General features: G+C 68.6%; 17 protein-coding genes and 6 tRNA genes. 14 read left to right on the forward strand and 9 right to left on the reverse strand.

What is annotated here, in order from left to right:
• Positions 1 to 12: 12 nt before the first annotated feature.
• From ABD732_RS10485 to ABD732_RS10505, 5 genes are all read right to left on the reverse strand, one after another.
• Positions 13 to 86 (reverse strand) — tRNA-Cys (locus ABD732_RS10485).
• Between the two features lie 44 nt (positions 87 to 130).
• Positions 131 to 203: transfer RNA gene (locus ABD732_RS10490), tRNA-Gly, on the reverse strand.
• 208 nt (positions 204 to 411) lie between these two features.
• Positions 412 to 483: transfer RNA gene (locus ABD732_RS10495), tRNA-Val, on the reverse strand.
• A gap of 53 nt (positions 484 to 536) precedes the next feature.
• Positions 537 to 610: transfer RNA gene (locus tag ABD732_RS10500), tRNA-Cys, on the reverse strand.
• Positions 611 to 649: 39 nt separating this feature from the next.
• Positions 650 to 722, reverse strand: a tRNA-Gly gene (locus ABD732_RS10505).
• Positions 723 to 974: 252 nt separating this feature from the next.
• Here ABD732_RS10505 and ABD732_RS10510 point away from each other — a divergent pair.
• Positions 975 to 1,046 (forward strand) — tRNA-Val (locus ABD732_RS10510).
• Between the two features lie 47 nt (positions 1,047 to 1,093).
• Here ABD732_RS10510 and ABD732_RS10515 read toward each other — a convergent pair.
• A complete protein-coding gene (locus ABD732_RS10515; protein ID WP_425553023.1) occupies positions 1,094 to 1,627 on the reverse strand; it encodes a TetR/AcrR family transcriptional regulator in 534 nt (177 codons plus the stop codon).
• Between the two features lie 245 nt (positions 1,628 to 1,872).
• Here ABD732_RS10515 and ABD732_RS10520 point away from each other — a divergent pair, with 245 nt between their 5' ends.
• Entirely contained in the window at positions 1,873 to 3,603 is a 1,731-nt protein-coding gene (locus tag ABD732_RS10520) for a nitroreductase/quinone reductase family protein (RefSeq protein ID WP_344783355.1), read from the forward strand.
• Positions 3,604 to 3,675: 72 nt separating this feature from the next.
• The gene (locus ABD732_RS10525) at positions 3,676 to 4,836 is read left to right on the forward strand and encodes a serine hydrolase domain-containing protein (RefSeq protein WP_344783357.1); all 1,161 of its coding nucleotides are present in this window, start codon (positions 3,676 to 3,678) and stop codon (positions 4,834 to 4,836) included.
• Positions 4,837 to 4,848: 12 nt separating this feature from the next.
• Here the strand turns inward: ABD732_RS10525 and ABD732_RS10530 are convergent, their stop codons facing one another.
• Positions 4,849 to 5,487, reverse strand: coding sequence for a TetR/AcrR family transcriptional regulator (locus tag ABD732_RS10530; RefSeq protein ID WP_344783359.1), 639 nt, complete (start codon positions 5,485 to 5,487; stop codon positions 4,849 to 4,851).
• Between the two features lie 82 nt (positions 5,488 to 5,569).
• Here ABD732_RS10530 and ABD732_RS10535 point away from each other — a divergent pair, with 82 nt between their 5' ends.
• Entirely contained in the window at positions 5,570 to 6,808 is a 1,239-nt protein-coding gene (locus tag ABD732_RS10535; RefSeq protein WP_344783361.1) for an oxygenase MpaB family protein, read from the forward strand.
• 8 nt (positions 6,809 to 6,816) lie between these two features.
• On the opposite strand, the gene ABD732_RS10540 is transcribed toward ABD732_RS10535, so the two are convergent.
• Complete coding sequence (locus ABD732_RS10540; protein WP_344783363.1) at positions 6,817 to 7,851, reverse strand: hypothetical protein; 1,035 nt, start codon at positions 7,849 to 7,851, stop codon at positions 6,817 to 6,819.
• A gap of 237 nt (positions 7,852 to 8,088) precedes the next feature.
• Here ABD732_RS10540 and ABD732_RS10545 point away from each other — a divergent pair, with 237 nt between their 5' ends.
• From ABD732_RS10545 to ABD732_RS10590, 10 genes are all read left to right on the forward strand, one after another.
• Complete coding sequence (locus tag ABD732_RS10545) at positions 8,089 to 8,532, forward strand: TIGR02611 family protein (protein ID WP_344783365.1); 444 nt, start codon at positions 8,089 to 8,091, stop codon at positions 8,530 to 8,532.
• A gap of 64 nt (positions 8,533 to 8,596) precedes the next feature.
• A complete protein-coding gene (locus ABD732_RS10550; RefSeq protein WP_344783367.1) occupies positions 8,597 to 9,919 on the forward strand; it encodes a glycosyltransferase 87 family protein in 1,323 nt (440 codons plus the stop codon).
• 29 nt (positions 9,920 to 9,948) lie between these two features.
• Complete coding sequence (gene thrS / locus ABD732_RS10555) at positions 9,949 to 12,030, forward strand: threonine--tRNA ligase (RefSeq protein WP_344783369.1); 2,082 nt, start codon at positions 9,949 to 9,951, stop codon at positions 12,028 to 12,030.
• Positions 12,027 to 12,557: an ATP adenylyltransferase gene (locus ABD732_RS10560; protein ID WP_344783370.1), complete on the forward strand. Its 531-nt coding sequence runs from the start codon at positions 12,027 to 12,029 to the stop codon at positions 12,555 to 12,557. Before thrS ends, ABD732_RS10560 begins: the two co-directional genes overlap by 4 nt.
• A complete protein-coding gene (pgsA, locus tag ABD732_RS10565) occupies positions 12,554 to 13,255 on the forward strand; it encodes a phosphatidylinositol phosphate synthase (RefSeq protein ID WP_344783372.1) in 702 nt (233 codons plus the stop codon). Before ABD732_RS10560 ends, pgsA begins: the two co-directional genes overlap by 4 nt.
• A gap of 1 nt (position 13,256) precedes the next feature.
• Complete coding sequence (locus ABD732_RS10570) at positions 13,257 to 14,156, forward strand: phosphatidylinositol mannoside acyltransferase (protein WP_344783374.1); 900 nt, start codon at positions 13,257 to 13,259, stop codon at positions 14,154 to 14,156.
• Positions 14,153 to 15,277, forward strand: a complete 1,125-nt coding sequence (locus ABD732_RS10575) for a glycosyltransferase family 4 protein (protein ID WP_344783376.1) — start codon at positions 14,153 to 14,155, stop codon at positions 15,275 to 15,277. The genes ABD732_RS10570 and ABD732_RS10575 overlap by 4 nt, the downstream gene beginning before the upstream one ends.
• Positions 15,278 to 15,387: 110 nt before the next feature.
• Entirely contained in the window at positions 15,388 to 15,903 is a 516-nt protein-coding gene (locus tag ABD732_RS10580; protein ID WP_425553024.1) for a LemA family protein, read from the forward strand.
• Positions 15,904 to 16,031: 128 nt separating this feature from the next.
• Positions 16,032 to 16,937, forward strand: coding sequence for a pyridoxal 5'-phosphate synthase lyase subunit PdxS (gene pdxS / locus ABD732_RS10585; protein WP_344783378.1), 906 nt, complete (start codon positions 16,032 to 16,034; stop codon positions 16,935 to 16,937).
• A gap of 41 nt (positions 16,938 to 16,978) precedes the next feature.
• A complete protein-coding gene (locus ABD732_RS10590) occupies positions 16,979 to 17,764 on the forward strand; it encodes a PP2C family protein-serine/threonine phosphatase (RefSeq protein ID WP_344783380.1) in 786 nt (261 codons plus the stop codon).
• Positions 17,765 to 17,811: 47 nt separating this feature from the next.
• Here ABD732_RS10590 and ABD732_RS10595 read toward each other — a convergent pair whose 3' ends face one another.
• A complete protein-coding gene (locus tag ABD732_RS10595) occupies positions 17,812 to 19,767 on the reverse strand; it encodes an acyl-CoA dehydrogenase family protein (RefSeq protein ID WP_344783382.1) in 1,956 nt (651 codons plus the stop codon).
• Positions 19,768 to 19,785: the final 18 nt, after the last annotated feature.

Consider the following 19,785-nt stretch of genomic DNA (forward strand, 5'->3'; position numbering starts at 1 on the left):
GTCGTTCACTCGTGGAGGTGGCGACGGGAATCGAACCCGTGTGCACGGCTTTGCAGGCCGTTGCCTCACCACTCGGCCACGCCACCACAAGGAGACTCGCGGTAGAACTCTGCGAGAAGAACTCGCTCCGAGCGGATGACGGGATTCGAACCCGCGACCCTCACCTTGGCAAGGTGATGCGCTACCAGCTGCGCCACATCCGCATGTCGGTGAGCGCGTCCTGTGGACGTCTGTTGCTCACCGGCGACACCAAACATTAGCGGCCCGGCTGCGGCATTTGCAAACCGGGTCGCAGTGACGGGCAGGGTGTTCCTGTGACCAGTTGGTATGCCCCTGTCGCACGGTCTCTGTCGTGCGTTCCTCGGGCCGCGGACGACGAAGGCCCGGGGTAGACCCGGGCCTTCGATTCGGTGCGCGATACAAGGATTGAACTTGTGACCTCTTCCGTGTCAGGGAAGCGCTCTCCCACTGAGCTAATCGCGCGGGACTATGAAATTGATCGCCGGACGGGCGCCGGGTCGGGGACGCGAGAGGTGTGGAGGTGGCGACGGGAATCGAACCCGTGTGCACGGCTTTGCAGGCCGTTGCCTCACCACTCGGCCACGCCACCACAGTCGAGGAACTCGCACGGCGAGCCACACTCGCTCAGAGCGGATGACGGGATTCGAACCCGCGACCCTCACCTTGGCAAGGTGATGCGCTACCAGCTGCGCCACATCCGCACGCTGGTGAACTTCCGTCTTGTGGACTACCGCTCACCAACGGAATAGAACATTAATCACCCGGCCGGTGGTTGCACAAACCGACTGGTCAGAGACTCACACCAGTGTGTTTCTGCTGGGTAAGCGCCGATCGGGGCGCTGGAAGCGCCGCGATAGGCAGACGGGTCCTGGGTCGAGGGACGATTTGGCTCCGCGTTGGCGGGTGTGTAATCTTCTCCCTCGTGTGAAGCGCAATGCGCAGCACGCCGATACGGTCCCGTGGCTCAGTGGAAGAGCGTCCCGTTCACACCGGGAAGGTCGCTGGTTCGATCCCAGCCGGGACCACAAGACAGAGCAAGTTTGAGGCCCTTTCCGCTCCGGTGGAGGGGGCCTCATTCGCGCATGTGGAGTCTGACCAGCTCCGCCAGTCGCACGCCGACCTCGTCCACCGGCTGTGTCGACCGCTGAGCTTGTGCGATCACCACCGCGCCTTCGATAGCGGACAGGATCGTCACCGCCAGCGACTCGGCGATAGCGGGCTCGATGCCTCGGTCGACAAGGAGGTGCGCGATTCGATCGCGCCAGCTGGCGAAGATGTTCCCGGCCTGGTCGGCGGCCTGCGGTGCTTCCGATCGTGCCAGCGCGGCAGCGACGATCGGGCAGCCGGCATCGAAGTCCGTCTCCGTCAGCAGGGCCGACCACATCTGTGTGAATTCCGTCAGGGGGTCCTCCGTCGCGAGGACGGCGTCCAGTGCTTTCGTGAGCTCCTCGCCGGAAGCGCGTGTCGCCTCATCGACGAGTTCCAGCTTCCCGCCCGGGAAATTGAGGTAGATCGAGCGCCGCGAAACGCCGCTGCGCGTCAGGATCTCGGATACGGCAGTGCCGGCCACGCCGTGTCGGCGCATGAGTTCACTGGTGGCGATCAACAGTCGATCTCGAACCCGGAGTGACATCGCTCGCCCCTCTCTTCATGCTCTGCTCGCCGCGGACCGCGTCGATCAGGGGCAACGGCCTTGTCCTCCGGGCCGACGAGCTCCGCTCATGGATCTGGATATACCGATAGTTCTACCTTACGTCGGGAACACTTGCGGTAGACCGATCGGTATATGTAGCGTCGTTCGTGATGAGACCGGTCGGTGTAGTTCGGCCGGTCGGCAACAGGAGGAACACCATGCCGGAGCGCACCAACCCGACGCTGGCCACACCACTGACACTGCCGTCCGGGCAGGTCCTGCCAAATCGCCTCATGAAGGCCGCCCTCAGCGAAGGGCTCGCCGATGACGCCGGTGGACCGGACGATCGGCTGCCGCGGTTGTACTCGCGGTGGGCCGACGGTGGCTACGGGCTGATCATCACCGGCAACGTGATGGTCGACGGCCGCCACCTCGGCGAACCCGGCAATGTGGTCGTCGAGGACGAGCGTCACCTCGATGGTCTCAGCCGGTGGGCGAAGACGACGCAGGACGGCGGGGCGAAAGTCTGGTTGCAGCTGAATCATCCTGGCCGCCAAGCGAATCCGATCCTCGGTTCGGGAGCGACCGTGGCGCCGTCAGCGATCGGGGTATCGATCCCCGGCGTACCCGCACCGCGAGAACTCACCGGCGACGAGATCGGGGAGATCGTGCAACGGTTCGCGACGGCTGCGAACGTGGCCGAGACGGCCGGTTTCGACGGCGTTCAGATCCATGGCGCACACGGTTACCTGGTGTCGCAGTTCTTGTCGCCGCTGAGCAATCAGCGCACCGACGAGTGGGGCGGCGGCATCGAGAACCGCGCACGATTCCTGCTGGAGATCATCCGCGCCATCCGGGCTGCGGTGCGACCCGGATTCGGCCTGGGCCTCAAACTGAACTCGGCGGACTTTCAGCGCGGCGGATTCTCCGAGGACGATTCACGTGCCGTCGTCGCGATGGTGTCGGCCGAAGAGGTCGACCTCGTCGAGATCAGCGGCGGCAGCTACGAATCGCCTGCGATGATGGGCCGGCCGGTGGTCTCGTCGAGCACCCGGGCGCGCGAGGCGTACTTCTTGGCGTACGCCGAGACCGTCCGCGCGATCGCGGCGGACATCCCGCTCGCGGTGACGGGCGGCTTTCGGACTGCAACGGCGATGGCCGATGCCGTCGCCGAGGGCCATTGCGACATGGTGGGCCTCGGACGACCGGCGATCGTCGCCCCGAATGCAGGCAGGCTACTGGCCGACGACGGCGCGACGGTACTGCCGTCGCAGTCCATCGGTTTGCCGATCCCGGCCCGGGTCCGGGCGTCCGTTCCGACGATCAAGACGCTCGAAGGCGCTCTCGATCTGCAATGGCACACCGACCAACTGCACCGGATGGGCGCCGGTCTGGAGCCGGACGAGTCGCGCCCGGTGTGGCGTACGGCGGTCAGTGCGACCCGGCGCAACGGCATAGATGCGTTTCGGAGCCGACGGGGTGCGACTTCCGGCGGCGAGGCCGGGTCGGGCCCGGACAGCAAGGCATTGCGGAAGTTCCGGATGGAACGGGCGATCGGCAGGCACGTCGCCAATCCGACCGTCGCCTTCGCGAGCCGGATGGGACTCGTGTCGACGCTGGCGACGCAGCTCGAGACCACCGGCCGCAAGTCCGGTCGGACCCGGACGATTCCGGTGGCCGCGTCGTTCGACGACACCGGCGCGTGGCTCATCAGTCAGCACGGCGCGCGAGCCGGATGGACTCTGAACATCGAGGCCGACCCTCGTATCCGCATCCGGCACGGCGACCGTTGGCGTACCGGTGTCGCCGAGATCATGCGCGACGACGACGTCGAGGCGCGCACCCGAACGTTCGCCCCACATCCCGCACTGGGCGGAGTCACCGCCGTGGTCTTCCGGACCCTGCAAAGCGATCCGGTCTCGGTGCGGATCACCTTCGACGACGCGTGACCGCCGCGGGACGTCGTTCGGATATGCGTCTTGTGACAGCCGGTCACCCCGATCGGGCGTAAAGTGCACTTTGTGAAACTCCGCAGGTCAGCCCTGAGAGTCACCGCAGTCCTCGGGGCCGTGATCATCGGCCTCGGAATCGTCGCGTGTTCCTCGCCCGACACCGATCCGGATCCGTCACCTGCCGCCGGCGCTTTGCAAACCGCGGTCGACGGCCTGGTCGGTGCGTCCGACGGGCCACCGGGCGTGCTCGCGCTGGTCGACCGCGGAGCGGGGGCGGAAACCTACACCGCCGGTACCGGCGACACCGACACCGGCGTTCCGATCGCCGTTGACGACGTCACCCGGATCGCCAGTGTCTCCAAGGCCTTCGCCGGCGCCGCAGCCCTGGACCTGATCGATGACGGCAGACTCGAACTCGATTCCACCATCGGCGCATCGGTGACGGGGATGCCCGAAGCGTGGTGGTCGGTGACCGTCGCGCAATTGCTCCAGCACACCGCCGGCATACCTGACTACATCCGCACGCCCGAGTTCCTGGAAGCGCTGACGTCGGATCCGGGCCGGTCTTGGGAGCCACGACAACTCATCGAGTTCGTCGCCGATCAGCCGCTGGAGTTCGCGCCCGGCAGCGAATACCGATACTCCGACACCGACAACATCGTCATCGGGCTCATCGTCGAACAGGCGGGCGGCGAGCCCTATGCGACAGCTCTCCGGAACCGCATCTACGAGCCCCTCGGACTCGCCGCCACGTCGCTGCCGTCGACGACGGACCTGCCCACCCCGCACGTCAACGGCTACGACCGCAGCGAGTCCGGCGACACGGAGAACGTCAGCGAGCTGATCAGTCCGACGGGCGCCTGGGCATCGGGCGGGATGCTCTCGACTGCCGCAGACCTCAACACCTTCGTCCGGGCCTATGTCTCCGGTGAACTGATCGGCCCGGCGCAGCACGAGGCGCAGTTCACCTTTGTGCCCGGGGCCGGCGGACCGCCGGGACCCGGTGAGAACGAAGCCGGTCTCGCGGTCTACCGGTACACCACCGAGTGCGGGGTGGTCTACGGCCACACCGGCAACTTCCCCGGATATACGACCTTCATCGCGGCGTCCGAGGACGGAACGAGATCTGCCGTCGTGCTGGTCAATACCCAGATCAACGACGCCGAGCCGGATCTCTTCCAGCATTTGACCACGGTCTTCGAAGCGGCTGCTTGCGCGCTGCTGGATTGATCCGCCGGATTCTCACCGCTCTGGGGGAGCGGGTACGCGAACCAGCGCCATGCAGTAGTCAGTGCATGCCTGCGCGAGTTCGGCTGCAGTCGTGTCCTGCTCCACGAGCCACCCGGCGATCAGCCGGTTGACGCCACCCACGACGAATCGGGCCCGACGTCGAGATTCGGAATCGCCTGGTATCTCGACGCCCGGGACTTCGGCGCCGAACTTCACCATCGAATCGGCGATGAGGTCGAGGGTCTCGTGCTCCCAGGTCTCGAGCCCGGCGATACCGGTCTTGTCCGTGGTCATGATGCGATGGAACTGAGGGTCCTCGCAGAAGGCGTGCAGGTACATGGTCAGGGCGGCGCGGAAGCGCTGGTCCACCGACCCTCCGGTCGCCGTGCTCTGGTCGAGCATCATCTGCACGAGTTCCTCGCGCACCTGACCGGCGACCGCAACGAGGAGCTCCTCCCGCCCGGAGAAGTGCTCGTAGAAGTAGCGGTGTGTCAGCCCGGCTGCGGTGCAGACGCCGCGAACGCTCACCGCGTTGAGCCCTTCGTTCCCCCACAGAGTGCGGCCGGCATCGATCAGCCTGCGGCGCCGCATGTCTCGCCGCTCCTGTGCGCTCACTCCGCCGTAGTCGCGGATCACCGCCTCGCGTCCCATTGACAACACTTTAGTCATCTCGTTACCGTTTGGAACACAGTCGTGTTCCAAACGAGCGCGAACCGCTAGGGAAGGATCCCTCATGCTCCAGACCCCGCCGACCGACGTCCGTCCGCTGCCGAGTCGCTTTCCGGACGAACCGGTCCCCGTGGCCGCAGGCATGCGCGTGATCGGTCGCATGCTCGGTGTGGCCGCAGTGCCCACCAAGACCGAGTTCGACAGACTCGGGCACCTGCTCTACGCAGGCGATCAGGACATGGATGCACTCGTCGACTGGATGTTCGACGGGGGAGGGAAGGAACGAAAGCGGCTGTTCCAACAGGCCGTCGACGAGGGAATCGACGCTGTCGCCGACGCCCCCGAACCGCTGCGCTCCTTCTTCGAAAAGTACGAGCCCGTGCCCCAGTGGGTCGACGAGCAGAAGCTGACTCTCGCGGCGACGGTGTTGCGGGCCGGCGGAGCCGACGGGTTCTCCATCTCCCGCGACGTCGCCCTGATGGGCGGCTACCAGTACTCCGGTTTCAACCAGACGCTGCTGCGCACCGGTGCTCTCGAGAAGGGATCCAATCAGCGCTTCGCCGAAACAGCCCAGTGGGCACTCGACGTGATCGCGCCGGGTGAACTGCACCCGGCCGGTAGAGGCTACCGGTCCACCCTCCACGTCAGATTCATCCACTCGATGGTCCGCCGGCACGTCGGGGCCATGCCTGACTGGGACGACCGCAAATGGGGAGTGCCGATCAACCAGACCGACATGGCCGCCACCCTGGTCGGCGCACTCGTCGCCCCCACGGTCGCCGGAATCGGAATGGGGATGATCGTCCGGCCGCGCGACTACGAGGCGATCGCCCACCTGACGCGATACGTCGGCTGGCTGATCGGGGTACAGGAAGACGTGCTTCCACTCAGCTTCCGGGACGCGGTGCGCGCCCTCATTCACACGTCGGCCGTACTCGCCGTGCCGGACGAGACGTCGAAGCTGCTCGCCCGGCCGATGGCCGAGGACCCCGGTGAGTGGCACTACGACAGGGCGCCTCGGCTTCGTCGCCGACTCGCCCGAAGCCAGCACCTGTCCATCACCGCCGCGTTCCTGGGGCCCCGAGCCATGCGCAATCTGGGGCTGAATCCCTTTGTGGCCCCCTGGTATCCGCTGCTGCGAATCCCCGTGCACCTCTTCCGGTCCGTCGCCATGCTGAGACCCGGCGGCCTCGAGCACGCGGCCCGGCGCGGCGAACGAGAGATGACGACCTTCATGCGCACGATGTCCGGCGACGAGGTCACCATCGGCGCCGCCTCCGAGGTGGCCTCCGAGGCTGCTTGACCCGACGCTCAGGCGGCTGCCGCGGCCTCGTCGGCGGCGGCCTGGCGCAGCCGCTGCATGCGATAGGTGAACACCGCGAGAGCCAGCAGTCCCACGGCGACGTTGATCAGGGCGCCGAACTCCTGGGCCACGAAGTTGAATACCTCGGTCAGCAGGATCGTGATCAGCGCGGCCAGCCGGAGCAGCCGCACCGGGCCGATGGTGCCGCGGCGCAACAGCGGCAGGCAGATAGAGCACAGCGCCGCGGCGAGTGCGGAGCCGAGGAACTGGCCGACCGTGACGATTCCCGGGCCGAGCCCGCCGCTGACGTCCTCGGTGATCGTCACGACGGCGCTGACCACGCCGGCCCAGGAGAACAGGGCGAGCAGCCCTGCGGCCACTAGGGTCATGCGGGCGCCGCCGAGGTCGGCGACGGGGTGAGCGCGGAACCAGGCCGACACCCGCTCGGCGCGGCTAGGCGCCGACTGCGGGCAGGCATCGAGCATGGTGACGGTGGCGGCGATGGAGCGGGCGTCGGCGCCGCCGTCCCCGGCCGTCGCGAGCAGGCGCTTGGCGCGCCGGTACTCGGCGGGGGTGAGGCCGGACATCAGTCCCTCCTGGGCGATCGCCGCGGCGCTGCCCAGCGAGGCGGCGGGCGACAAGCCGAGGCGGTCCAGAATCTCATGATTGACCAGGAGGATCACCACGAGCACGACGTACATGATCGACACCGACGGGGCGAAGAAGTAGTCGTTGGTCTTGGTGACGAACTTGCCCACCTCGTCGAGGAAGAGGCCGAAGCCGATGCCGCCGATCAGCACGGCGAAGTGCCGGGGACCGCGGCCCAGCAGCGACAGCACCGCGACCAGTGCGATCACCATCCCCGCGCCGCCCCACAGTGCGTGGGCGATGTGCAGGTCGCCCCCGCCGATCTGCGGATAGCCGGTGGCGGCGAGGTATGCCCGCGTGACCAGGATGGTGATCACCGCGATCACCACCATGGCTTCGACGTACTGTCCGCCGTTGGAGCGACGAACGAGCCGGCGACGTGGACGCTGCGACATGGGCGATGCTCCTGAACCTTGCGGTGGCCACCGTGTGGGCGGGTGTCCCAAGCGACCGTGCTCCTAAGTGTCTACCACTGCTATCTATCACGTGTCAGAAAGCGAGATCACCGGTACGCGGCGTCCCCGGGACGTCCGATGTCCGCGACGTCGGACACGGTCCGCGACATTTCGGGCAGAATGGCCTTCCGGGGGGACGGCCGGTGCGGCCGCGGCCGCAGCAGAAGGGGACCTGAGTTGACCGCTACACGGCGACATCAGCGCTGGCTGCGCGTCAAGATCCGGCTGCGTCAGGAGCGCTTCAAAGTCCGGCAGAACCCGCACTGGAATCGCGCCTACCGGGCAGGTGTCGGCGCCGTGGGCACCCTGATGATCCTGTGCGGCGCGGTGATGGTGCCGCTGCCGACTCCCGGCTTCGGCTGGATCCTGATCTTCCTCGGCCTCGGGCTGATGTCCACAGAGTTCGTCTGGGCCAAGAAGCTGACGCACTGGGTCCACCGCGGCTACGACATGGTCCGGCACTGGTTCGCCCGGCGTTCGACGGCAGAGCGCGTGAGCATGATCAGTGCGCTGGTCGTTCTGGCGGTCGGCGTGCTGTGGCTGTCCGGGATGATGGGGACCGCCGCGTCCTGGGCGGGGGTGGAGCACAGTTGGTGGTCCGGGCCCATCCGCGGGCACTGACCACCGGCAGCGTTCAGCGGCGCGTCCCGGGACGGTCCGCCGCCGACCGGCGTAATCTCAGGCCGTGCCTGACGAGGATCTGCCCGAGCGACCGCTGCGCACCGTAGCGAGGTCGGTGGTAGTCGTCTCGTGCGCCCTCGCCGCTGGCGCGATCGCCTGGCATCTGCTGGTGATGCCGATCTACGAGCACGGCTACGGACTGTTCACCAACGGTATCGACACCAAGGTCTACCGGGGCGCCGCGCAGGCGGTCTTGGACGGACGGCCGCTGTACGACGAACCGGTGTTCAAGGTGTGGCGCTTCACCTACGCCCCGTTCGGGGCCTTGGTGATGCTGCCGCTCGGACTGCTCGGCCGTTGGGAAGCGATGCGGGTGATGGAGGGCGTCAATGTGCTCTGCCTGGCGCTTCTGGTGTTTCTGAGCCTGCGCGCGCTCGGCCTGCGTCGCGACGACGCCCGCTTCTGGGGCACCACGGCAGCACTCACGATCGCCGTCTCTGTGCTCGAACCGGTGCGCACCACCATCTGGAACGGCCAGATCAATCTGGTCCTGGCGGTGCTGGTGGTCGGCTGCCTCACCCTGCCGCTGGGGCGCTGGCGGGGGATCGGCGTCGGCGTGGCGGCCGGAATCAAGCTGACCCCGCTGTTCTTCCTCTGCTACCTGGCCGTCACCCGGCAATGGCGCGCCGCCGTGGTCGTGCTGGCGACCTTCGCGGCGACCGTGCTGATCGGGCTCGCGGTGCTGCGGGACGAAGCCTGGCGGTTCTGGACCGGCACGTTGAACGACACCTCCCGGATCGGGCCCCTCGACGCGATCGCGAACCAGTCATTCCACGGCTTCTTCGTTCGGCTGGGCACCCTCGGGGTGTGGCAGGCCCCCGACTGGTTGTGGCTGCCGGTGGGGGTGGTGCTCGCAGTGCTGGGGCTGTACACCGTGTGGCGGGCGCACCGGGCCGGAGCGACGCTGCTCGCGGTGACCCTGACCGGCATGACCGCCTGCGCCGTCTCCCCGTTCTCGTGGGGACACCACTGGGTCTGGGTGGTGCCGCTGATGGTGATCGCCCTGGTGACCGCCGGTGGCGCCGCCCGCCGGGACCGGCCGGTCACCTGGTTGTGGTGGCTGCTGCCGGCCGGGATCGCCGCGGCGATGTTCTCCTGGCACGTGCAACTGATGGAGGATGGGAGGGCGGTCTACCGCTTCGGCAGCTACCGGCTGTTCTGGCAGGTGGACGCCCACGGGTGGCACGCGGCGGCCGCAGTGATCGGTTCCGGGGCCTACCTCTGGGTCTTCCTGGCGGCGCTCGCGGTCACGCTGTGGTGGACCGGCCGCGTGGACCCGATACGATTCAACCCGAACGCCGTCACGCCCGCCGAGACGGCGCGCTGACGACCGCATCCACCCGAGGAGCCCCCGCTGTGCCCGACCACGCCGCGCCCGAACGAGTCGAACTACCGGAGTCCTTCCGGGTCCCGGCCGGCACTACTGCGGGCGAGGCCATGCGGGAGCTGGCGCTGCCGAACAAGGGCCCGCAGGCGATCGTCGTAGTCCGCGAGGCCGACGGCACGCTGCGCGATCTGTCGTGGGCGCCCGACGCCGACGCCGACGTGGCTCCGGTCCCGGCCGACTCCGAGGACGGCCGCAGCGTGATCCGGCACTCCGCGGCGCATGTGCTGGCACAGGCCGTGCAGTCGGTGAACCCCGACGCCAAGCTGGGGATCGGGCCGCCGATCAAGGACGGCTTCTACTACGACTTCGACGTCGAGCAGCCGTTCACCCCCGAGGACCTCAAGGCCCTCGAGAAGAAGATGAAGCAGATCATCAAGTCCGGGCAGCGCTTCTCCCGACGCGTCTACGACTCCCAGGAGGCCGCGCGCGAGGAACTGCAGTCCGAGCCGTACAAACTGGAACTGATCGACGACAAGGGCGCCGCCGACGACGACGAGATCATGGAGGTCGGCGGGGGAGAGCTCACCGCCTACGACAACCTCAACCCGCGCACCGGGGAGCGCGTCTGGGGCGACCTGTGCCGCGGCCCGCACGTGCCCACCACCAAGTACATTCCGGCCTTCGCCCTGACCCGCAGTTCGGCGGCCTACTGGCGCGGTGACCAGAGCCTGGCCGACCTGCAGCGCATCTACGGCACCGCCTGGGAGTCCACCGAGGCGATGGACGCCTACCTGGACATGCTGGCCGAGGCCGAGAAGCGCGACCATCGCCGGCTCGGCGCCGAACTGGACCTGTTCAGCTTCCCCGACGAACTGGGCTCGGGCCTGCCGGTCTTCCACCCCAAGGGCGGCGTCATCCGCCGCGAGATGGAGGACTACTCGCGCGAGCAGCACGCGGCCGCGGGCTACGAGTTCGTCAACACCCCGCACCTGACCAAGGGCCACCTGTTCGAAGTGTCCAAGCACCTCGACTGGTACGCCGACGGCATGTTCCCGCCGATGCACCTGGACGCCGAGTACAACGACGACGGGACGGTCCGCAAGCCCGGCCAGGACTACTACGTCAAGCCGATGAACTGCCCGATGCACAACCTGATCTACCGGTCCCGCGGACGGTCGTACCGGGAGTTGCCGCTGCGGCTGTTCGAGTTCGGCTCGGTGTACCGCTACGAGAAGTCCGGAGTGGTGCACGGGCTCACCCGGGCCCGCGGCTTCACCCAGGACGATGCGCACATCTACTGCACCCAGGAGCAGGTGGTCGAAGAACTCACCGACACCCTGAACTTCGTCCTTCAGCTGCTCAAGGACTACGGCCTCGACGACTTCTACCTGGAGCTGTCGACCAAGAACCCGGAGAAGTACGTCGGCTCCGACGAGGTGTGGGACGAGGCCACCGAGACGCTGCGGCGCGTGGGCGAGGCCTCCAACCTCGAATTGGTGCCCGATCCCGGCGGCGCCGCCTTCTACGGTCCCAAGATCTCGGTCCAGGTCAAGGATGCGCTCGGGCGCACCTGGCAGATGTCCACGCTGCAGCTGGACTTCTTCGAACCGGACCTGTTCGAACTCGAGTACACCGCCAGCGACGGCACCAAGAAGCGGCCGGTGATGATCCACCGCGCCCTGTTCGGCTCCATCGAGCGTTTCTTCGGCGTGCTCACCGAGCATTACGGCGGCGCCTTCCCGGTGTGGCTGGCCCCCGTGCAGGTGGTCGGCATCCCGGTGGCCGAGGCCTTCGCCCCGCACCTGCAGACGGTGGTCAACCGGCTCAAGGGCCGTCGGGTACGCGCCGAGGTGGACTACTCCGACGATCGGATGCAGAAGAAGATCCGCACCCACACCACCGCGAAGGTGCCGTTCATGCTGCTGGCCGGTGAACGCGATGTCGAAGCCGGGGCGGTCAGCTTCCGGTTCCGCGACGGCACCCAGCTCAACGGTGTGCCCGTGGACGACGCCGTGGTGGCGATCGACGAGTGGGAGGAGTCGCGACGCAACGATTCGCCCTCCGCCGAGACGATGGGCGCGGTGCTCGACGCGGCGAGGAAGCGCCGATGACAGATCCGCTGCAGCGGCTGTGGACACCGCACCGGATGAGCTATATCACCGCCGAACAACCGCGCACCACCAGCGACGGCGACGCGCTGAGCGGCCATCCGTTCCTCGACATCCCGCGGATGACCGACGAAGACGGCCTGATCGTGGCCCGGGGCACCACGGTGTACGCGGTGCTGAATCTGTATCCGTACAACCCCGGCCACACCATGGTGGTGCCCTACCGTCAGGTGGCCGACCTGGAAGACCTGACCCCGGCCGAATCGGCCGAGCTGATGGACTTCACCCAGCGCACCATCCGCACCATCAAGTCGGTGTCGAACCCGGACGCCTTCAACGTCGGACTGAACCTCGGTGCGGCCGGCGGCGGCTCGCTGTCCGAGCACCTGCACCAGCACATCGTGCCGCGCTGGACCGGCGATGCGAACTTCATCACCGTGGTCGGCGGCACCAAAGTGATTCCGCAATTGCTGCAGGACACTCGCAGTCTCCTCGCGCAGGCCTGGCTGGCACTGGAGGACGACCGGTGATCAGCTTCAAGGGCCGCGAGGTTCTCTCCAAGGTGACCGGTCCGCTGGGCCGGGCGCTGCTGAAGCTCGGTCTGACCCCGGACATGATGACCCTCGCCGGGACCGTGGTCACCGTCGCCGCGGCGATCGGGCTGTTCTCGCAGGGCTACCTGTTCATCGGCGCCCTGGTGTGCTGGGCCTTCGTGATGTTCGACATGGTCGACGGCGCCATGGCGCGCGCCCGCGGCGGCGGCACCCGATTCGGTTCGGTCCTCGACGCCACCTGCGACCGGATCGCCGACGGCGCGATCTTCGGTGCGCTGGCCTACTGGGCGGCCGTCGCCGAACCGCATTCGCTGCTGCTGATCGCGACGCTGATCTGCCTGGTCACCTCGCAGGTGATCTCCTACGCCAAGGCCCGCGCCGAGGCCGCCGGTCTGCACGGCGACGGCGGGCTGATCGAGCGGCCCGAACGGCTCATCATCGTGCTCACCGGTGCCGGCCTCACCGACTTCCCGGGGTTGCACTGGCACTGGGCCATCCACATCGCCATGTGGGCCCTGGCCGTGGCCAGTGTGATCACCGTCGCCCAGCGCATGTGGTCGATCTACACCTCGCCCGGCGCGCGGGATCTGATTCCCATGACCGGCGGCGCTGCCGCCGGGCCGAACGGGTCCGACGACGATGCGCCGGCCGGCCCGGCACCGCAGGGGACCTGAGATGGCGAGCTGGCAGGACCGTGCGGCCGACCTGGGGTACCGGGCGGGCTGGGCGGCGGTGCGCTACGCCCCCGAGTCCGTGGCGCGCCGCGCCTTCGACGCGGCCGGCACCGTGGCCGGCAGACGTGGCGGGGGGCCGGATCAGCTGCGCGCGAACCTGTCCCGGGTGATCGGCACCACGCCCGAGCAGGTCCCCGACGAACTGGTCACCGCCGCGGTGCGTTCTTACGCCCGCTACTGGCGCGAGGCCTTCCGCCTCCCGTCCACCGATCCCGCGCAGATCGTGGCCTCCACGGTGATCTCGGACTACGACGCGGAACTGGTGGATCGGCTGTCCGCAGCCGGACGGGGCCTGATCTTCGCGCTGCCGCACTCGGGCAACTGGGACACGTGCGGGGTGTGGCTGGTCGATCGCCAGGGACAGTTCGCGACCGTCGCCGAACGGCTGGAGCCGGAGTCGCTGTTCGACAGGTTCGTCGAGTACCGCGAGTCCCTGGGCTTCGAGGTGTTCCCGCTCACCGGCGGTGAGCAGCCGCCCTTCCAGGTGCTGTCGCAGCGGCTGCGCGACGGTGGCCTGGTCTGCCTGCTCGGCGACCGCGACCTGTCCCGGCACGGCGTCCCGGTCACCTTCTTCGGCGAGCCCACCCGGATGCCCGCCGGCCCGGCCAAACTCGCCGTCGAGACCGGTGCGGCGCTGCTCGCCGTGCACCACAGCTACCCCGACGCCGACACCTCGAAGATCGTGCTCACCGAGATCGAGGTGGACGACGTGCCGCGCACCACGCAGCGGCTGGCCGACGCCTACGCCGCTGGCATCGCTACGGCGCCCGCGGACTGGCACATGCTGCAGCCGCTGTGGGAGGCGGACTGGTCCGACCGGCGCAGGGAGGCGCTGCGATGAAGATCGGCATGATCTGCCCGTACTCGTTCGACGTCCCCGGGGGCGTGCAAGCCCACGTGATCGAACTGGCCGAGGTCTTCATCCGCCGCGGCCACGAGGTCCGCGTGCTGGCGCCCGCCGCGCTGGAGACCGATCTGCCCGACTACGTGGACTCGGCCGGCCCCGCGCTGGCGATCCCGTACAACGGCTCGGTCTCGCGAGTGAACTTCTCGCCCAAGGGATTTCACCGCCTCCGCAAGTGGATCGACGACAACCAGTTCGACGTGTTGCACGTGCACGAACCGAACTCGCCGAGCCTGTCCATGTTGTCGCTGATGGTCGCGACGGGACCGATCGTCACCACTTTCCACACCGCGACCACCAAATCGCTGTGGCTGTCCACGTTCGACAGCATGCTGCGCCAGTTCCGGGAGCGGATCGCCGGCAAGATCGCCGTCTCCGAACTCGCGCGCCGCTGGCAGATGGAGTCGCTCGGCAACGACGCGGTGGAGATCCCCAACGGCATCAACGTCGCCCAGTTCGCTCAGGCGCAGCCCTTGGAGGGCTATCCGCGGCCCGGACGCACCCTGGTCTTCCTCGGCCGGTTCGACGAGCCGCGCAAGGGGATCGACATCCTGATGCGGGCCCTGCCACGCATCGTGGAGCAGTACCCGGACATCACCGTGCTGGTGGTCGGCGACGGCAACGAGAAGGCCCTGGCGCGGCGCGCGGGCGACCTCTCCGGTCACCTGGAGTTCCTCGGCATGGTCGACGACGTGACTAAGGCCCGGGCGCTGCGCAGCGCCGACGTCTACGTGGCGCCCAACCTGGGCGGCGAAAGCTTCGGCATCGTGCTGGTGGAGGCGATGGCCGCCGGCGCAGCAGTGGTCGCCAGCGACCTGGTCGCCTTCTCCCGGGTGCTCGACGACGGTGCCGCCGGCGCACTGGTGGAGACCGGCTCCCCGGTGGCGCTGGCCGAGGCCGTGATCGAACTGCTCGACGATGACGAGACCCGCGCAGCCCTGGTCGAGCGCGGCCGGCGCCGCGCCGACCTGTACGACTGGTCCCGGATCGCCGATCAGATCGAGACGGTGTACGAGACGGTCACGCTGGGCGCGGGTCCCGTGGTGGTGTCCGATTGAGGCCGACCGCAGTACCCGGTGACAGCGATCGGTGGACCAGCAGTGACGGACAGACGGCAGTGACGGGCGGACAGCGGTGACGGGCGAACAGCGGTGACGGGCGGACAGCGGTGACGACGGGCGGAGAGTGGGCGACGGCCGTGGTGATCGCGGTGATCGTCGTCGCCCTGATCTGGCTCGCCATCCTGGCCGCGACCCGCGCGACCCGACTGCACCGGCTCAACATCCGCGTCGATCTGGCCCGCACCTCGCTGCTGGCGGCCCTGGATCGCCGCGCGGTGGTGGCCCGGGTGATCGCCGCGTCGTACCCGGACCAGGCGCTGGCCGCAGCGCTGACCGCCGCCGCCGACGGCGCCGAGGACGCCGAGTCGGGCGACCGCGAACCCGCCGAGAACCGGCTGGCGATGGTCCTGGCCCAGACCGATCCGGAGGCGCGCCCGGCGGCCCTGACGGCCGAATTGGCCGACGCCCAGGCGCGGGTGAGCATCGCGCGCCGGTTCTACAACGATTCGGTGCGGGACGCCCGCACTCTGGGGGAGCGGCGCATGGTGCGATTCCTCCGCCTCGGCGGGCACGCCGAGCTCCCGGAGTACTTCGAGATCAGCGAACGCGTGTCCCAGGACTGACCCACCTGCACCGGTGAGGCTCCTCATCGGGAATACTGGTCCCACACAGCTTGCGCTCAGGTCTTCCCGGCCCGGGCGGAACACCCACCAGGCGGCGCGTGCCGCACAGCAGATCTCAGGAGTATTGAGTGACCACCGAGCCCGCCAACACCCCCACCACCGGCACTGCTCGCGTCAAGCGCGGCATGGCCGAGATGCTCAAGGGCGGCGTGATCATGGACGTGGTGACCCCCGAGCAGGCGAAGATCGCCGAAGACGCCGGCGCCGTTGCGGTCATGGCGCTCGAACGGGTGCCCGCCGACATCCGTGCCCAGGGCGGCGTCTCGCGGATGAGCGATCCGGACATGATCGACGGGATCATCGAGACCGTCTCCATTCCGGTGATGGCCAAGGCGCGGATCGGTCACTTCGTCGAGGCCCAGGTGCTGCAGAGCCTCGGCGTGGACTACATCGACGAGTCCGAGGTGCTCACCCCGGCCGACTACACCAACCACATCGACAAGTGGGCGTTCACGGTGCCCTTCGTCTGCGGCGCCACCAACCTGGGCGAAGCGCTGCGCCGCATCACCGAGGGCGCGGCCATGATCCGCTCCAAGGGCGAGGCCGGTACGGGCGACGTCTCCAACGCCACCACCCACATGCGGAAGCTGCGCGACCAGATCCGGTGGCTCGGCTCGCTGCCCGAAGACGAACTGTTCGTCGCCGCGAAAGAACTGCAGGCCCCGTACGACCTGGTGGTCGAGGTGGCTCGCGAAGGCAAGCTGCCGGTCACCCTGTTCACCGCCGGCGGCATCGCGACCCCGGCCGATGCGGCGATGATGATGCAGCTCGGCGCCGAGGGCGTCTTCGTCGGCTCGGGCATCTTCAAGTCGGGCAACCCGGAGCAGCGTGCGGCGGCGATCGTCAAGGCGACCACCTTCTACGACGACCCCGACGTGCTCGCCCAGGTCTCCCGCGGTCTCGGTGAGGCGATGGTCGGCATCAACGTCGACGACATCCCGCAGCCGCACCGGCTGGCCGAACGCGGCTGGTGATCGGCCGAGCGGCGCGGAAACTGCGAAGAGGGGACGGGGCGATGAGCGAACCGATGATCCTGCGGGACGTCGTGAGCACCGGCACCGACGAGGTCGGTGACCTGCGTCTGGACTGGGCGGTGGCCTGCCACGTGGGCAGTGTCCGTCCGGCCAACGAAGACGCGGCCCTCGCCCTCGACGGGCGGTACCTGCTGGCCGACGGCATGGGCGGCCATGAGAGCGGCGAGCTGGCCAGCGAGGCCGCACTGCAGACGCTGGCCTCCGCCCCGGTGGGACGGTCGCTGGCCGAGACCTCCGGCGCCCTGGAAGGACTCCTCGTCGAAGCGCAGGACCGGATCGGCGCCCTCGACGGCGAATCCGCCCGGCGCGCGGGGACCACGGCCACCGGCGTCGTCCTGGCGACAGAGCACGACACCCCGCACTGGGTCGCCTTCAACATCGGCGACTCGCGTACCTACCTGATCACCGGTGGCCGGCTCGTCCCGGTCAGCATGGACCACTCCCAGGTCCAGGAACTGGTCAACAGCGGAGTCCTCACCGCCGAACAAGCGCGCGTGGATCCGCGCCGTAATGTGATCACCCGCGCCCTCGGCGCCGGGATGGCCGCGCCGCAGGCCGACTTCTACGCCTTCCGCGCGCGTCCCGGCGATGCCGTCCTGTTGTGCTCGGACGGTCTCAACGGGGAGCTCACCGACGCCGAGATCGAGACCGTGGTGACCGCCGCGGAGGGCGATCTGGAGGTCGCCGCCGAGGCGCTCATCGAATGTGCACTGGCCAGCGGCGGGCACGACAACATCACCGTGCTGCTGGTCCGCATCGCCGACTGACGGCCGTACGGTGCGGGAGCTCGCGACGGCGGGAGCCCCCGCACCGCTCAGACTGTCGCCGCGTCGCTGGTGAGCATCGGCACGTCCAGGGCCACTTCGGGCACCCCGAACGCATCCACCAGATCGCCGGCCACCGGCCGGAGCCGGGCGCACAGCTCGTTGACTCCGCGGCGGATCGCCTTGCCGCGCTCCACCGAGACGTGCCGGTGCATCAGGTACCAGCCCAGGTTGTCTTCCAGGGTGGAGTAGACGAACAGATCCCGCACTGTCTCGAGAGTGTCGCGGGCCGGTGACTCGGGGAGTTTTTCGATCGCGTCGACCAGCGCCTGCAGCGCCAGCAGGTCGATGTGCGCCCGGCCCACCTGCAGCAGGTGGTCCTGCGTCTGGGTGAACACCTCGAATTCGTCGGCGTCGTCGTCGTTCGCGCGGCGCAGACGGGCCGCCACGGTCCGCACCAGATGGTCCTCGCGGGCGGTGAACAGCCGGAGCTGCGTCTCGGGATTGGTCAGATCGCTGTCTTCGGGGTCCTCGCCGGAGGAGTCCAAGACGGTCTGCACCACCTGGCGGACCGCCGATTTCTCCAGTGCCACGTCGCGGGCCATCGCCGCGGCGAACCGCACCCACCCGACGGTGTCGAGCTCGTCGACCTCCGAGGCGTAGGAGGTCAGCAGATGCTTGGCGACCAGCTGGGTGAGCACCAGGTTGTCGCCCTCGAAAGTGGTGAAGACGTCCAGGTCGTCGCGGATCAGCGGCAGCCGGTTCTCGGACATGTAGCCGGCGCCGCCGCAGGCGGTGCGCGCCTCGATGGCCGCATACGAGGCCAGATCGGTGTGACCCACCTTGATCGCGGCCGCCATGGTCTCCAGGCGCCGCACGTGGTCGGGGTCGGCGTCGCCCGGCGGCACCGACTGGATCTCGTGCAGTTGCTCGGTGACCTCGTTCTGCGCCACGGCGAAGGCGTAGGCGCGGGCCACCAGCGGCAGCAGCCGGCGCTGGTGTGCGCGGTAGTCCAGCAGCAGCAGCTCCCCGTCGTCGCCGGGGCTCTCGAACTGGCGCCGCCGCAGTGCGTACTTGACCGCGATGGCGAGGGCGAGCCGTCCGGCCGCGCCGCCGGAGGCGCCCACGGTCACCCGGCCCCGCACCAGCGTGCCCAGCATGGTGAAGAAGCGGCGGTTGTCGGACTCGATGGAGCTCGAATAGGTGCCGTCCTCGGCCACGTCGGCGTAGCGGTTGAGCAGCGCTGTCCGGGGGATGCGGACGTGGTCGAAGAGGATCCGGCCGTTGTCCACCCCCGGCAGGCCGCCCTTGTAGCCGCAGTCCGACGTGGTGACGCCGGGCAGATCGTCGCCGTCGGCGTCCCGGATCGGTACCACGAAGCAGTGCACGCCGTGGCTGACCGGCTCCTCGCCCGGGCCTGCGGTGATCAGCTGCGCGAAGAGCGCCGCGTAGCGGGCGTGCTCGCCTGCCCCGCCGATGTAGTCCTTGCGCGACGACGGCGTGGGTGAATTGATCTCGAACTCGCCGGTCTCCGGCAGGTAGGTGGCGGTGGTCTCCAACCGCTGGACGTCCGAGCCGTGCCCGGACTCGGTCATCGCGAAACAGCCGATCACGTCGAGGTCGATGAGTCCCTGCCGGTACTGCTCGTGATGGCTCTCGGTGCCCAGGTTCTCCACGGCCCCGCCGAACAGGCCCCACTGCACGCCGGCCTTGACCATCAGCGACAGGTCGCCGTAGCCGAGGGTCTCGATCGCGGTGATCGCCGCACCCGGATCGCCGGGGTCGCCGTCTGCCGACGAGAATCCCTGCGCCGGGAAACCGAGCGGCACCATCGCCCGCATGTGCTCGAGCATCTCCGCCCGGTATTCCGCCAGCGGCACCCCCGCTTTGGGCACCAGGCCGCGGGTCTGGATGTGCTCGCGCACCAGATCGCGGGTATCGGCCCATCGGCCGTCGAGGACGGCACGGAGATCATTGCTGAGAGAGTTCTCGGTGGCTCGGGTCATCCTCACAACCTACCCACG

This window comes from Gordonia caeni, assembly GCF_039537105.1.
Taxonomy (GTDB): Bacteria; Actinomycetota; Actinomycetes; order Mycobacteriales; family Mycobacteriaceae; genus Gordonia; species Gordonia caeni.